The organism is Kitasatospora sp. NPDC034533, assembly GCF_055575155.1.
In genome coordinates this window covers 41,426-54,964 of the sequence record NZ_JBVITE010000027.1, presented here as the reverse complement: position 1 = coordinate 54,964, position 13,539 = coordinate 41,426, and the positions used below count along the sequence as shown (strand labels likewise).

Here is a 13,539-nt window from a genome sequence, read left to right as displayed (position 1 = left end):
CGGCCGACGCCGACACCTCGCGGCTTTCCGCTGCGGCGCGCGGGAAACGACGGGCGGCGCTCCGGCGTGTTCCGGGCAGTTCTCAGCCCGGTCCGTCCGGCTCCCCGGCCGGGCGGGCGTCGGACAGCGCCCTCGGCCGCGGCACCTCCAGCCACACCGACTTCCCGCCTTCCTCCGGCCGCGAGCCCCAGGCCCGTGCGAGCCGGTCCACCACCCGCAGACCGTGCCCGCCGGGCCGCCCCGGGCCGGCCGAGGGCCGCAGCCTCGGTGGGACGGGGCTGCCGTCCGCGACCTCCACCCGCAGCCGGGCGCCGTTCCAGGAGAGCCGAAGTTCGCGCGGGCCGCCACGGGCGTGCAGGCAGGCGTTGGTGACCAGTTCCGAGACCATCAGCAGCACGTCCTCGGCGGCCGCCCGCCGGTCGGCGTCCGCGGCCGGCAGCCAGTGCCAGGACTGCAGCGCCCGCCGGCTGAACTCGCGGCTGCGCTGCACCGCGCCGTCGCGGCCCGCCAGGGCCAGTCGTCTGGTCTGCTCCCGGCCCGGTGGCGCTCCGTTCGCGGGACGGTTCACGGCCGCGCTCCTCAGGCCTGCCCGGAGGGTGCGGTGGGCCCGCCGGGGCCGTCCTCGCCGGCCGCCAGGGCGGAGCGCAGGTCCGGGTGGACCCGCAGCACCGCGTCGGCCCCGGTGATCGCGAACAGCCGAGCCACCGGCGGGCGCGGACCCGCCAGTTCCAGGCGCAGCCCTGCCGTCCGCGCGTCCAGCCGGGCGCGCAGCAGGATGTTCAGTCCGGTGGAGTCGCAGAAGCGCAGGTCGGCGAGGTCGATCACGATCCGTTCGACGCCCTCCGCCTCGGGCGGGGCGGCGAGCGCGGCGCGCAGCCCGTCCGCGCTGTCGTGGTCCAGTTCCCCGGAGACGGCGACGATCCGCACCGGGCCCCGGTGGCCGACCACGACGCGCAGGCCGCCGGGTTCGGGTTCGCCGGATCCAGGCCGGCCGACGGGCTCGTGGGGTCGCTCGGAAGGCCCTGGCATGGCTCGCTCCCGGTCCGGTCGGAACGGCGGGGCGCCGTCGTGCCCATCATCGCGCGCGCCGAACCGGGTCGCACGGACGGCCGCACCCGCGGGCACCGCGGGTGCGGTCGCGCCCACGGGCGCCACGAGTACGGGCGGGGGCGCCGTCCGTCGATCGTCCATGCCCCGCGTCTGCCCAGGGCCCGCCGGGCCACACCCCCAGGCCGGCGGTGCTCGCCATGGCACGGCGCGACCCGCCGGACCCGCCGGACCCGCCACCGGACGTTAGCGCCCGCGCCGACGGGGAAGCCGCCCGGTGCCGGGGTCGGCAGGCGCCCGATCAGGGCCACCGGCGCCCCGTCCGAACGGCGACGGAGCCGTCCGACGGCCCCGGGGAGGAGGACACGGCCGTGAGGTTCCTCGACCGCAGCACCGCGGGACACCAGCTCGCCGGGAGGCTCGCCCCGCTCCTCCGCGGGCGGTCCCGGGTGGTCGTCCTCGGCCTCGCCCCCGGCGGCCTGCCGGTGGCGGCCGAGGTCGCCGAGGCGCTGGGCGCCCCGCTGGACGCCGCCGTGGTGCGGCCGCTGGCCGTGGCGGGCCACGACCGGCCGGTCGGCGCGATCGCCGACGGCGACCCACCGCTGGTCGACCGGCACACCCTCGAAAGCCTCGGGGTGACCGCGGCCGAGCTGGGCGTGAGCGTCAAGCGCGAGCGCGCCGAGGTCCTCCGCCGCGAGGCGCTCTACCGTCAGGGCCGGTCGCGGCTGCCGCTGCACGGGCGGACCGCCGTCCTGGTCTCCGACGGCCTGACCGACGCCCTCAGCACCCGGGCCGCCGTCCACGCCCTCGCCGCCGACCAGCCGGAGCGGCTGGTCCTCGCGGCGCCCGTGGGCGACGCCAGGGTCGCGGCCGACCTGTCCCGGGACGTGGACGAGCTGGTCTGCCTCCACCTACCGCGCTACGCCCACGCGGCCGGCCCCTGGTACGACGAGTTCCACGAGGTCACCGACCGCGAAGCGGCCGTCCTGCTGCACCGGCTCGCCCCCTCCGACCAGCCCGGGGCCGAACCGGGCCCCGGGGGACCGACCTGAGCGTCGGGTGACGCGCCCGGCCCTCCGGGCCGCCACGCACCGATCGCCGCACACCGGCCGCCACGCACCGATCGCCACCGTCCTGACCACCACCGTCCTGACCAGGCCGGACGGTCCGTCACCGCCGACAAAACCCGTTGCCGGACGGAGGGCGTACGGACCATCCTTCGTACATGGACCTCCCCCCGCCCGTCATCGCCCTGGACGACTTGACCCTGCGCCGCTTCGACGCCGCCACCGACCTGCCCGAGTTCCTCGCCGTCATCGAGGAGTCGCTGGAACACCTGCGGCCCTGGATGCCCTGGGCGGCCGACCAGAGCCCGGCCCAGACCGCCGCCTTCCTCGCCGAGCGCCCCCGGCTCTGGGAAAGCGGACGGGACTTCACCTACGCGATCACGCGGGACGGCGCGATCGTCGGCTCCTGCGGGCTGTTCCGGCGCGAGGACACCCCGGAGGACGTCCGGGAGATCGGCTACTGGCTGCACCCCGCCGCCACCGGGCGCGGCCTGGCCACCCGGACGGCGCGGGCCCTGGCCGCCGAGGCCTTCCGGCTCCCGGGTGTGGAGTGCGTCGAGATCGTGCACGACCCGGCCAACCGGGCCAGCGGCGCCGTTCCGGCCCGGCTCGGCTTCACCCAGCACCTGCGCCGCCCCGCCGAGGTGCTCGCCCCGGGCGAGACCGGCGAGGAGCTGGTCTGGCGGCTGACCCGGGAGCAGGCCCAGGGCCTCTGAGCCGATCCGCCTGAGCGCTTCACCACCCAGCCATTTGACGGCTCATCACATCAACTGAGACCCACTACGCCGGAGACGGAAGTCGGGCTAGGATCACGGCATGGTCACCGCCCGGTCGCCGTTTCGTGCACGACGCGCCCGCCCCCGAGGGGCGGTGGCGCGGCTGTTCTGGCTGGGCGCCCTCCTGGTGGCCGTGTTCGCGTCGCACGGCCTCAGTGCGGAGAACGGCGCCGGGCACTCCGATCCGCTCCGGATCGTGTGGTCCGCACCGGTCACGGCCGCAACCGACGGTCCGCACGCCGTGCAGCACCAGGAGCACGGCCAGGACCACGACGAGGACGGCGACCACCCCGGCAGCGAGTGCCTGTCCGGTAAGCCCGAGGACGGCCCGGGCAGCGAGGCCGCCTGCCCGGCGGCCGCCGTCCAGCCCGTCGGCACGGAGGCCGCACCGGCGGCCGGTCCGGCGCGCCCGGCCGACGCGCGGCCCACGGCCAGACCTTCCCGGCTCCCCCACCGGATCGCGCGACTGAGGGTCTAGACCGGCCCGGCCCGCCCCTGCCCCGCCTCGCGGTGCGGTTCGGCGTGCCCGCCCGCGTCCCCTCCCGTTCTCGCCGATCCGCTGCCGCCCCGTGCGGCCGCGCGGAGTCCCGTCATGCCCGTCAGGCTCCTGGCCGCGCTGCTGCTCGGCCTGTTCTCCCTGCTGCCCGTCGGCTGCGCGCAGCAGCACCTCGACACCCATCCGCTCCGCCCGGCCGGCGCCGCCGCTCCGGCCGAGCCGCACGCCTCCTCCCCCGGGTCCGCCGAACGGCACTGCGGCGGCGGGGAGACCGCCGAACCCGCCCAGCGGTCCGTCCGCTCCACCTCCGTGCCCGCGCCCGTGCCCGCCGCCGCACCCTCCGGGGACCGGACCTCCCCGGCGGTCCTCCCCGCGACGCGCCCGACGGCGGCCCCCGGGCGCGCCACCAAGCCCGGAGTCCCCCTGCTCGTCACCGGCCGGTGGCGGATATAGCGGCTCGGCACCGCCCGAGCCGTTCCGTTCCGCCAACCTCCCGACAGGAGACGAGACATGACGTCCATCACCCCCCGCACCGACGACCGCGCGGCCCTCACCGGCCTGGTCGGCAACACCCCGGTCCTGCGGATCGGAGAGCCGCTGGCCCCGGAGGGCCGCGGCTTCTGGGCCAAGCTGGAAGGCTTCAACCCCGGAGGCATCAAGGACCGCCCGGCCCTGCACATGGTCCAACGAGCCCTGGAGCGCGGCGAGTTGCGCCCGGGCGGCCGGATCGTGGAGTCCACCAGCGGCACGCTGGGCCTGGGCCTCGCGCTGGCCGGCCAGGTGTACCGCCACCCGGTCACGCTGGTCACCGACCCGGGCCTGGAGCCGTCCATGACGAGGCTGCTCACCGCGTACGGCGCCGAGGTCGAGGCCGTCACCAGCCCGCACCCGAGCGGCGGCTGGCAGCAGGCCCGGCGCGACCGGGTGGCCGAGCTGCTGGCCCGCCACCCCGGCTCGTGGTGCCCGGACCAGTACAACAACCCCGACAACACCACCGCCTACACCCCGCTGGCGCTCGAACTCGCCTCCCAACTGGGCCACCTGGACGTCCTGGTGTGCAGCGTCGGCACCGGCGGGCACTCGGCCGGCACCTCCCGGGTGCTGCGCCAGCTCTACCCGGGCCTGCGGGTGGTCGGCGTGGACACCATCGGCTCCACGATCTTCGGCCAGCCCGCCCGCCCCCGGCTGATGCGCGGTCTCGGCTCCAGCATCTACCCGCGCAACGTCGCCTACGGCACCTTCGACGAGGTGCATTGGGTCGCCCCGGCCGAGGCCGTCCGGACGTGCCGGCGGCTGGCCGCCTCGCACTACGCCACCGGCGGCTGGAGCGTCGGGGCGGTCGCCCTGGTGGCCGGCTGGCTGGCCCGCACCCAGCCGGCGGGCACCCGGATCGCCGCGATCTTCCCGGACGGGCCGCAGCGCTACCTCGGCACCGTCTACGACGACGAGTACTGCGCCGCGCACGACCTGCTCGACCGGCCGCCGGCCGACAACCCGGACGAACTGGCCCGGCCCGACGAGCGGGAGGTCACCCGCTGGTCGCGCTGCGCCGAGGTGGTCGACCCGCTGACCCTCACGGCCCCCCTCGGCGGTGCCCGGTGAGGGACCTGACCACCCGGTTCCGCGGCTACGAGCGCAGCGTCCGGCTGCTGATGGTCAACCAGTTCACCATCAACCTGGGCTTCTACATGCTGATGCCCTACCTGGCCGCCCACCTGTCCGGCGGCCTCGGCCTGGCCGGCTGGACGGTCGGGCTGGTGCTCGGGGTGCGCAACTTCGCCCAGCAGGGCATGTACCTGGTCGGCGGCACGCTGGCCGACCGCTTCGGCTACAAGCCGCTGATCGTCGCGGGCTGCCTGCTGCGCACCGGCGGCTTCGCCGCGCTCGGCGTCTCGTCCGCGCTGCCCGCCCTGGTGGCGGCCTCGGCGGCCACCGGCCTGGCCGGGGCGCTGTTCAACCCGGCCGTCCGGGCGTACCTGGCGCGGGACGCGGGCGAGCAGCGGGTGGCCGCGTTCGCGCTGTTCAACGTGTTCTACCAGGCCGGGATCCTGCTCGGCCCGCTGGTCGGCATGGCGCTCACGGCGGTGGACTTCCGCGCCACCTGCCTGGTCGCGGCCGGGGTGTTCGCGGCGCTCAGCGCCGTGCAGATCCGCTCGCTGCCGGCCCGCCGGGGCGCCGAGCCGGCCGGCGGCCCGGAGCGCGCGGGCGTCCTGCGGCAGTGGCGCGGGGTGCTGGCCAACCGTCCGTTCCTGCTGTTCGCGGCGGCGATGACCGGCTCGTACGTGCTGTCCTTCCAGGTGTACCTGGCGCTGCCGCTGGAGGTCCGGCGGCTGGGCGGTGACGGCACCGGCGGGACGGTGGCCACGGCGCTGCTGTTCGCGGTGTCCGGGCTGGGCACGATCCTGCTCCAGACCAGGGTCACCGCCTGGTGCCGGGCCCGGACCTCGCCGGGCACCGCCCTGGCCGCGGGGGTGGCCGTGATGGGCGCGGCGTTCCTGCCGCTGCTCGCCGCCTCGGCCGTGCCCGTCCCCGGGGCGGGCCCCGGACGCTGGGCGCTCGCCGCCGGGCCGCCGGCACTGGCCGCGTTCCTGCTGGCGCTGGGCACCATGCTCGCCTACCCGTTCGAGATGGACACCGTGGTGCGGCTCTCCGGGGACCGCCTGGTCGCCACCCACTACGGGCTCTACAACACCGTCTGCGGGGTCGGCATCACCGTGGGCAACCTGCTGACCGGCGCGGCCCTGGACACCGCCCGCGCGGCCGGGCTCGCCGCGCTCCCCTGGCTTGCGCTGTGCGCCCTCGGAGTGCTCTGCGCGCTCTCGCTGCGCCTCCTCCACCGTGACCGGCGGCTCGCCGGCCCCGAGCCGGTGCCCGCCGGGCAGCCGGCCGGGTGACGGAGGCCGGGTGACAGGGGCCGGGTAACGGGCGGCCGACGGGAGCTCAGCAGCCTCCGAACGGCGGACCCGTGGACTCCCAAGGGTCCACGGGTCCGCCGACACCCCATCAGGAAGCTTGTACCGAACGGTCAGTTTTCACATACTTCCGGTCAGCGCCTGTCAGGAGCAGATCATCCGCCGTGCTTACGGAGAGCACCGGCCGAAGTCCACCCACCGCCTGACCGCGCTTCACGGCCCCAACCCTCAGGGCCGCTCGCTCCCGGAGGAGATCGGTGAGGACCATGCGCAGAACCCCCCGCACCACACGCCGCTTCCGCCTGCTCGCCGCGGCCCTCGGCCTGCTGACCGCCACCGCGGTCGCCGCGCCGGGCGCCGCCGCGGCCCCCACCGGCACCGCCCGGCCGGAACAGCTCGCGGCGGTCAGCGACGCCATCCTGAAGGCCGAGGTCGACGGCACCGCCTGGTACGTCGACGAGGCCGCCGGACGGGTCGTGGTGACCGCCGACAGCACCGTGTCCCCGGTCTCGCTCGGCAAGCTGATGAGCGCCGTCGGCCCCAACGCGTCCACCGTGGCCATCCACCGGGTCCCCGGGGTGTTCAGGCCCCTGGTCGCCCCCGGGGACGCCATCTACGGCGGCCAGTACCGCTGCTCGCTCGGCTTCAACGTGGTCAGCGGCAGCACCTACTACTTCCTCACCGCCGGGCACTGCGGCAACGTCGCCCCCGACTGGTACACCGACCTCGCGCACAGCAACCGGATCGGCCCGACCATCAGCTCGACCTTCCCCGGCCACGACTACGCCCTGGTCCGCTACGACAACTCCGCGCTGAGCCACCCGGGCGGCTTCACCTCCGCCCCGAACGCCTTCGTCGGCGAGGCGGTCCAGCGCACCGGGTCGACCACCGGCACCCACGGCGGCACCGTCACCGGGCTCAACGCCACCGTGCGCTACACCGACGGCGGCATCGTCACCGGCCTGATCCAGACCAACGTCTGTGCCGAGGCCGGCGACTCCGGCGGCCCGCTGTTCGACGGCGCCAAGGCGCTCGGCCTCACCTCGGGCGGCAGCGGCGACTGCACCTCGGGCGGGACGACCTTCTACCAGCCGGTGAACGCGGCGCTCGCCGCCTACCACGTGAACGTGTTCTGATCCTCCAGGAGTCGGCCGTCGGCCCGCTGCCGGGTGCAGCGGGCCGACGGCCGTGTCCGGCTCCGGCGGTCAGCCCGCGTACACGTCCTCGACGTACCGGCCGGCCTCGACCAGGCCCTGGAGCCACTCGCGCGCCCGCTGCTCGTCGGCGCCCGGCGTGCGCTCCCGGTACAGCGTCCGGAAGGCGTCCCGAACGCCCGGGGCCATCCGGGCCCCGTCGCCGCACACGTACACCTCGGCACCGGCCTCCAGCAGCTCCCACAGCTCGGCCGCCTCGGCCGCGATCCGGTCCTGCACGAAGCGCCGCCCGTGCCGCGGCCGCTCGCTGAAGACGGGCCGCAGCGAGACCGCGCCGGAGCGCTCGGCCGCCTCCAGCTCGTCGCGGTGCAGGTAGTCCGCCGCCTCGTCGTCGCAGCCGAAGTACAGCAGCGCCGGGGCCAGGTCCGCCCCCTTCGCGAGCAGCGCCCGGCGGTCGGCGACGGCGCCCCGGAAGGGGGCCAGGCCGGTGCCGGCCGCGATCATCACCACCGGGGTGCGGTGGCCGATCCGGAACGCCTCCCGGCAGGGCCGGACCCGGGCCAGCACGGTGTCGCCGACGGCCACCCGGCCCAGGTGGCCGGAGCCGGTGCCCAGGAAGACGCCCCGGCCGGAGCGGGCCGGCCCGCTGAGCAGCGAGACCATCAGGTCCACCTCCCCCGGGCGCTCGGCGGGCGAGGAGGAGATCGAGTAGTGCCGCGGCCGGATCGGCGGCAGCAGCTCCAGCAGCACCGGCCAGGTCAGCCGCTCCCGCAGTGCCGGGTGGTCCTCGATCAGGTCCAGCAGGGTGCGCGGGTCGTCCTCGGGCAGCGCCAGCAGCGCGGCCCGCTCGGGCGGGCAGGGGTTGAGGTCGGCCAGCACGGCGCGCTGTCCCGCGCTCGGCCGGTCCTGCAACTCGACGTGGTGGGTGAGCAGGTCGCGCACCGTCAGCGGGCGGTCGACGGCCGGGCCGGTGCGCCGGTGCGCCACGATGTTGAGCACCGTCCGCAGGTCCGCGCCGAACAGCTTGGCGGCGCGCTCGACCAGCAGCGGGTCGTTGGCCGGCAGCACGGTGAGGTGGTCGGCGGTCCGGTAGCCGGTGCCCTCCGGCAGGGCGAGGCGCACCAGCCGCTTGACCCGGTGGTAGCCCGGGTCGGTCAGGCTGCCGACGGCGGTGACGGTCAGCTCCGCCAGGTCGTGCCGGGCGGCCAGCGCGGCCAGCGGGCCGCCGGTCACCTCGGTCACGGTGAAGGCGGCCGTCGGCCGGGGCGCGGCGGGGGCGTCGGCGTCCCCGTACCGCGCCAGCAGGACCTCGCGCAGCTGCTCGGTGAACCGCCGTACGGTGCCGTCCAGGTCGCCGGAGGCGTCGGCCTCGGCGCGCTCCAGCAGCCGGGTGCCGCCGAGGGCGGCGAGCCGGTCGTCGATCAGGGCCGGGACGCGCTGGTAGGTCGCCGCGTAGGTGCGGTCGCCGATGCCGAGCACCGCGTACGCGACCCCGTCGGCCCGGAGCCCGTCGGGCGCCCCGTCGGACTCCTGGAGCCGGCGGACGAAGACGGCCGCGTCGTCGGTCGGCTGGCCGTTGTACGAGGCGGCGGTGATCACCACCGGCCGGTCGGTGGGCAGCCCGTCCGGGTACGCGTCCAGCGGGGCGGTCGCGGTCTCGCAGCCGAGTTCGGCGGCGGCCTCCGCGAGCCGGCGGCTGAACTCCCGGCAGGCGCCGTAGTTCGAGCCGTGCAGGAGCAGCAGCCCGGTGCCCCGGCGGACCCGGCCGGGGCGCCCGGCGGCGGTGCCGGTGGCGGCGGCGGCGGTGGTGTCGGCGGCGTGGGCGGCCGGACCGGCCTCGGGTGCCCGGGCGGGCTCGCGCCGGGCGAGGAGCAGGGTGAACCCGTCGGGCTTGATGGTGAGCGTCTGCTTGATCGTCAGCCGGTAGTCGGCGTGGTCGATCAGCCGGTAGCGGTGGACCAGCATGCCCAGCAGCATCGTCGCCTCGTGCAGCGCGAACTGCCGCCCGATGCAGGCGCGTTCGCCCGTGCCGAAGGGCTTGAAGGCATGCGGGGAGCGGGACTGCTCGCGCTCCGGGTCGAACCGGGAGGGGTCGAACAGCTCCGGGTTGTCGCCCCACACGGGGTCGCGGTGCAGCATCGGCGTGTGGACGAAGACGGTCTGCCCGGCGCGCAGCGGGATGCGGCCGCCGAGCAGGGTGTCCTCGCGGGCCTCGCGGCTGAAGGCGGGCGCCGTCGGCCACAGCCGCAGCGCCTCGTTGAGCACCTGGCGGGTGAGGCGCAGCCGTCCGACGTCCTCGTAGGAGGGCTCGGGATCGGCCTGGGCTCCCCAGAGGCCGTCCACCTCGCGCTGCACCTGCCGCAGCACGGCCGGGTGCTTGGCCAGGTAGTGGAGCGCGAAGGAGAGCGCGCCCGAGGTGGTCTCGTGGCCGGCGATCAGGAAGGTGATGACCTGGTTGCGGATGTTCTCGGCGTCCAGCCGGCTGCCGTCGGAGGGGCGCACCGCTCCGAGCATCAGGCCGAGCAGGTCCTCGGCCGGGCCCTGGGCGCCCTCCCCGGCGCGGGCGGCGATCACCTCGTCGACGACGCCGGCCAGGTAGTCGGCGTCGGCCCGGAAGGCCGCGTCGCTCTCGCCGTGGTCGGCCTCCGGGTCGCGGGTGAGCTTGGTCATCGCCCAGTTCAGGCAGCGCACCATGGCCTCGACGAAGGGGTGCGGCTCCTCCCGTTCGAAGGAGCCGAAGTCGAAGCCGAAGCCGGCCAGTCCGATGGTGTCCAGGGTCATCCGGGTCATGTCGCCGGGCACGTCCACCGGCAGTCCGGCGGCCTGGCGCCGGTCCCAGGAGTCGACCAGCCGGCGGGCCACCCGCAGCATCACCGGGTGGTAGGTGCGCATCGAGCCGAGCGCGAAGGCGGGCATCAGGATGTCGTGCGCCCGGGCCCAGTTGGGCTCGTCGTTGTAGGCGGTGAACAGGCCGTCGCCGGTGAACTGACGGACGTTCACCAGGCCCGGGCCGATCGACTTGGTGAAGCGGGTCTCGTCGGCCAGTTCCTCGACCAGCTCCAGGCCGCTGACGACCAGGGCGTCGTGGCCGTGCAGCCGCTGGACGAACGCCGGGCCGTGCTTTCTGGCCAGTTCCATGGTCCGCAGCATCGGCACGGCGACCGGCGGCGCCGACGAGATGTCCACCAGGGGGACGGTCGGGCTCTCGCCCTCGGTCGTGTTCTCCACCGTCTCGGTCATCGCGGTCCCTCCCACAGCGGCACGGTTCGGATGCTTCCACTGTGCGCCCACCGGGCGGGGGGTCGAGCGGCGATCACTACATGATTGTGTAGTACCCGCGGTGCCCGTGGACTTGCCCACGGGCCGTCAGCTCTGGTGCGCGCGGGCGCCACGGGGAGGAGGAGCGTACATGCGATGACCGAGGGGTGCCCCGGGCCCGTGCCGGGCAGCCGGCCCGACGCCGCGGTGATCTGGCGCAACCGGGCGCTGCGGCTGCTGGACCACGTGAAGCTGCCCATCGCGGTGTGCGAGTTCGGTGGCCGCATCCTGATCGTCAACCGCGCGATGGCGGCCGAGTTCGGCCTGTTCCCTGGGCAGTTGCGCAACCGCAGGATCCTGGAGTTCTTCACCCTCGGGGACAGCGCGACGATCCAGACGCTCACCGAGGCCGTCCGGCTGCACCGCCGCTCGCGGTATCCGGCCCGGGTCTCCTGGACGCCGGTCGCAGGCCGCGAGCGGCACGGCGAGATGGCCGTCGAGCTGGTGGCCGACACCCCGGAGCAGACCCCGAGCCTGCTGCTCTCGCTCCGGGCGGCGGAGCCCGCGGAGCCCGAGGGCGAGGCCCCGCCGGACGGCCCCCGGGCCGAGGTCAGTCCGGTCGAGGCCCGCATCCTGGCCGCCGCCGCGCGGGGGGACACCACCGCGCAGATCGCCCGGGAGATCGGCGTCACCACGGACGGGGTCAACTACCACCTGGCCCGGCTGTCCCGCCGCTGGCGCGTCCCCAACCGCACCGCCCTGGTCGCCCGTGCCTACGCCACCGGCGTGCTGGTCACGGGCGCCTGGCCGCCCCGGCCGGCCTGACGCCCCCGCTCAGGAGCGGACCGCCTCGACGAAGGCCGTCGTGATCTCCGGGTCCGGGAGCGGGCGCCCGTAGGCCTCGCCGAGCCGGACCAGGGTGGTGAGCTCGGTCTTCCAGCCGTGCCCGTCGAGCCACCGGTCGGTGCCCGGCCCGAGCCCGCCGCGCCACAGCGCGGTCATCTCGGCGAGGGCCGGGTCCTCCGGGGTGCGGCTGACGTCCCGGCCCTGCTCCAGCAGCAGCCGGCTGCCCGGGGCGGCCAGCGCGGCCACCGCGGTGAGCAGGGTGGCCGTCTCCTCGGCGGTGAGGTAGACCAGCAGCCCCTCCGCCAGCCAGGCCGAGGGCCGCGCCGGGTCGAACCCGGCCTCGACCAGCCGGTCGGTCCACCCGGGGTCGACCAGGTCGGCGGGCAGGGCGGTGCGCTCGGCGCGCGGCACGGCGCCGAGCCCGTCCAGCACCCGCGCCTTGAACTCCAGCACCGGGGCCAGGTCCAGTTCGAACAGCCGGGTGCCGGCCGGCCAGTGCAGCCGGTGGGCCCGGGCGTCCAGGCCCGCCGCCAGCAGGACCACCTGGTCGGCGCCGGCGGCGAGCAGCCGGTCGTCGTAGAAGCGGGTGCGCAGTTTGCCGTGCACCATCAGGATCCTGCCGAGCCTGCCGGGCCGGTCGGAGGGAGCCAGCGGCAGTCCGGCGGCCGTGACGAACGCGGCGGCGTACGGGTCGACGAACAGTGGATCGGGGCGGGAGCTCTCGTAGGCCCGCACCCTGGCGACGGACAGGGCGGTGCGGGAGACCGGGCTGAGCGGTTCGGAGGTCGTCATGGCCGGCAACTTACAACCGGACCCGGAGAAGGCGCGCCGGGTCACCGAACTGCTCGACGAGCTGGCCGGCCTGCTGCTGCCCTGACCCCACCTCGGGTGCCCTGACCCCGCCTCGGGCGCCGCCCCGCCCGATTTCCACAACTCGGTGACAATCCGCTCCGGTCGCTCCCCCCGCCACGCCGGGCCCTGCCATCATCCGGCTGAACACCCGGGAACGCGCCCGGCCGGCCGAGGGGAGAGCGATGGACGCGCGGAGCGACGCCGATGAGTGAACCGCACGACGCCCCGGGCCCGAGGGACGCGGTGCCCGCCCCCGACGCCCCCGCCCCGGCACCCCGGCACTCCGGCGCCCGCACCGCGCTCAGGGCCGTCGTCCCGGCCGTCCTCGGGCTCGTCCGGGTGCTGGCGGTGGTCGCCGGCCTGTCCGTCGTCGTCCTCGGCTTCCTCCGGTTCGACGACGCCTACGACGAGGCGGTCGCCCACATCGGCGCCCCGTCCTGCGGCTCCACCGTCACCACCGGCTGCACCCGGCAGGAGACCGGCAAGGTCACCAGGATGCGGGCCGACCGGAGCTCCGATTCGGAGAGCTACGAGCTGACCGTCTCCCGCGAGACGCAGCCCTCCGCCACCTACAGCGTCTCCGAGGGCCTCTACGACAGCGAGGAGATCGGCGGCGAGGTGGAGCTGACGCTCTGGCGGGGCCGCGTGGTCGCGCTCTCCCACCAGGGCCACCGCTCCCCCTGCCTGAGCTACCCCTGGCTCACCTCCCTCACCGTGGGCTGCCTGGTCGGCGCGGGCACCGTTCTCGGCCTCTACGGCGCGCTCGGACGCCGGCTCACCGGCTGGGCGGTCCCGCTCCTGGCCCTCCCCGCCATCGCCCTCCTCACCCTCCCGATCGCCGCCTTCCTCCTCGCCCTCTGCCTGCCCTTCCCCGTCGTCCTCGCCATCGCGGTCCTCGGCTGGCTGGTCCTCACCGCCATCGCCGTCGGGGTCTCCTGGGACGAGCCCGTCTGAGGCCCCGTCGGCCCGCTCCGGCCTGAAGCCGGTCGCGGCTTCCGCCGCCCGCCGCCGGCCCTGCCGCCTCCGGCACCGGGAGCCCGCCGCCATCCTGTGAGCCCGAGTCACAGGATCACCGCCTGTCTGGCTGGGCACCGGGCCGGTCCGCAGGATGGCCGCATCGGACTTCCTGTC

General features: G+C 75.9%; 13 protein-coding genes. 9 read left to right on the top strand and 4 right to left on the bottom strand.

What is annotated here, in order from left to right; translation table 11 throughout:
• Window positions 1-82 precede the first annotated feature (82 nt).
• Window positions 83-568: an ATP-binding protein gene (locus ACZ55U_RS20090; protein WP_465527487.1), complete on the bottom strand. Its 486-nt coding sequence runs from the start codon at window positions 566-568 to the stop codon at window positions 83-85.
• An 11-nt stretch (window positions 569-579) separates the two neighbouring features.
• Window positions 580-1,029 carry an STAS domain-containing protein gene (locus ACZ55U_RS20085; RefSeq protein ID WP_465527486.1) on the bottom strand — a complete coding sequence of 150 codons (450 nt, stop codon included), beginning with the start codon at window positions 1,027-1,029 and terminating at the stop codon, window positions 580-582.
• 389 nt (window positions 1,030-1,418) lie between these two features.
• Here ACZ55U_RS20085 and ACZ55U_RS20080 point away from each other — a divergent pair, with 389 nt between their 5' ends.
• The 7 genes from ACZ55U_RS20080 (at window position 1,419) to ACZ55U_RS20050 (ending at window position 7,434) form a co-directional block, all read left to right on the top strand.
• Window positions 1,419-2,099 (top strand): phosphoribosyltransferase, encoded by a 681-nt coding sequence (locus tag ACZ55U_RS20080; RefSeq protein ID WP_465527485.1) that lies wholly within the window; start codon window positions 1,419-1,421, stop codon window positions 2,097-2,099.
• A gap of 173 nt (window positions 2,100-2,272) precedes the next feature.
• A complete protein-coding gene (locus ACZ55U_RS20075) occupies window positions 2,273-2,830 on the top strand; it encodes a GNAT family N-acetyltransferase (RefSeq protein ID WP_465527484.1) in 558 nt (185 codons plus the stop codon).
• Window positions 2,831-2,930: 100 nt separating this feature from the next.
• The gene (locus tag ACZ55U_RS20070; protein WP_465527483.1) at window positions 2,931-3,368 is read left to right on the top strand and encodes a hypothetical protein; all 438 of its coding nucleotides are present in this window, start codon (window positions 2,931-2,933) and stop codon (window positions 3,366-3,368) included.
• Between the two features lie 114 nt (window positions 3,369-3,482).
• Window positions 3,483-3,839, top strand: a complete 357-nt coding sequence (locus ACZ55U_RS20065) for a hypothetical protein (protein ID WP_465527482.1) — start codon at window positions 3,483-3,485, stop codon at window positions 3,837-3,839.
• 57 nt (window positions 3,840-3,896) lie between these two features.
• Window positions 3,897-4,988 carry a PLP-dependent cysteine synthase family protein gene (locus ACZ55U_RS20060; protein ID WP_465527481.1) on the top strand — a complete coding sequence of 364 codons (1,092 nt, stop codon included), beginning with the start codon at window positions 3,897-3,899 and terminating at the stop codon, window positions 4,986-4,988.
• A 50-nt stretch (window positions 4,989-5,038) separates the two neighbouring features.
• Window positions 5,039-6,280 (top strand): MFS transporter, encoded by a 1,242-nt coding sequence (locus ACZ55U_RS20055; RefSeq protein ID WP_465527522.1) that lies wholly within the window; start codon window positions 5,039-5,041, stop codon window positions 6,278-6,280.
• A gap of 275 nt (window positions 6,281-6,555) precedes the next feature.
• Complete coding sequence (locus ACZ55U_RS20050) at window positions 6,556-7,434, top strand: S1 family peptidase (protein WP_465527480.1); 879 nt, start codon at window positions 6,556-6,558, stop codon at window positions 7,432-7,434.
• A 69-nt stretch (window positions 7,435-7,503) separates the two neighbouring features.
• Here the strand turns inward: ACZ55U_RS20050 and ACZ55U_RS20045 are convergent, their stop codons facing one another.
• Entirely contained in the window at window positions 7,504-10,692 is a 3,189-nt protein-coding gene (locus ACZ55U_RS20045; protein WP_465527479.1) for a cytochrome P450, read from the bottom strand.
• 174 nt (window positions 10,693-10,866) lie between these two features.
• Between ACZ55U_RS20045 and ACZ55U_RS20040 the strand changes: the two genes are divergently transcribed.
• Entirely contained in the window at window positions 10,867-11,535 is a 669-nt protein-coding gene (locus ACZ55U_RS20040; protein ID WP_465527478.1) for a helix-turn-helix transcriptional regulator, read from the top strand.
• A 9-nt stretch (window positions 11,536-11,544) separates the two neighbouring features.
• On the opposite strand, the gene ACZ55U_RS20035 is transcribed toward ACZ55U_RS20040, so the two are convergent.
• The gene (locus tag ACZ55U_RS20035) at window positions 11,545-12,348 is read right to left on the bottom strand and encodes an SAM-dependent methyltransferase (protein ID WP_465527477.1); all 804 of its coding nucleotides are present in this window, start codon (window positions 12,346-12,348) and stop codon (window positions 11,545-11,547) included.
• Window positions 12,349-12,612: 264 nt separating this feature from the next.
• Between ACZ55U_RS20035 and ACZ55U_RS20030 the strand changes: the two genes are divergently transcribed.
• The gene (locus ACZ55U_RS20030; RefSeq protein WP_465527476.1) at window positions 12,613-13,362 is read left to right on the top strand and encodes a hypothetical protein; all 750 of its coding nucleotides are present in this window, start codon (window positions 12,613-12,615) and stop codon (window positions 13,360-13,362) included.
• Window positions 13,363-13,539: the final 177 nt, after the last annotated feature.

Coding starts and splice junctions, on each gene's coding strand:
- ACZ55U_RS20085 (WP_465527486.1), bottom strand. CDS start 1,029: ATGCCAGGGCCTTCCGAGCGACCCCACGAGCCCGTCGGCCGGCCTGGA.
- ACZ55U_RS20075 (WP_465527484.1), top strand. CDS start 2,273: ATGGACCTCCCCCCGCCCGTCATCGCCCTGGACGACTTGACCCTGCGC.
- ACZ55U_RS20070 (WP_465527483.1), top strand. CDS start 2,931: ATGGTCACCGCCCGGTCGCCGTTTCGTGCACGACGCGCCCGCCCCCGA.
- ACZ55U_RS20065 (WP_465527482.1), top strand. CDS start 3,483: ATGCCCGTCAGGCTCCTGGCCGCGCTGCTGCTCGGCCTGTTCTCCCTG.
- ACZ55U_RS20060 (WP_465527481.1), top strand. CDS start 3,897: ATGACGTCCATCACCCCCCGCACCGACGACCGCGCGGCCCTCACCGGC.
- ACZ55U_RS20055 (WP_465527522.1), top strand. CDS start 5,039: ATGGTCAACCAGTTCACCATCAACCTGGGCTTCTACATGCTGATGCCC.
- ACZ55U_RS20045 (WP_465527479.1), bottom strand. CDS start 10,692: ATGACCGAGACGGTGGAGAACACGACCGAGGGCGAGAGCCCGACCGTC.
- ACZ55U_RS20040 (WP_465527478.1), top strand. CDS start 10,867: ATGACCGAGGGGTGCCCCGGGCCCGTGCCGGGCAGCCGGCCCGACGCC.
- ACZ55U_RS20035 (WP_465527477.1), bottom strand. CDS start 12,348: ATGACGACCTCCGAACCGCTCAGCCCGGTCTCCCGCACCGCCCTGTCC.
- ACZ55U_RS20030 (WP_465527476.1), top strand. CDS start 12,613: ATGAGTGAACCGCACGACGCCCCGGGCCCGAGGGACGCGGTGCCCGCC.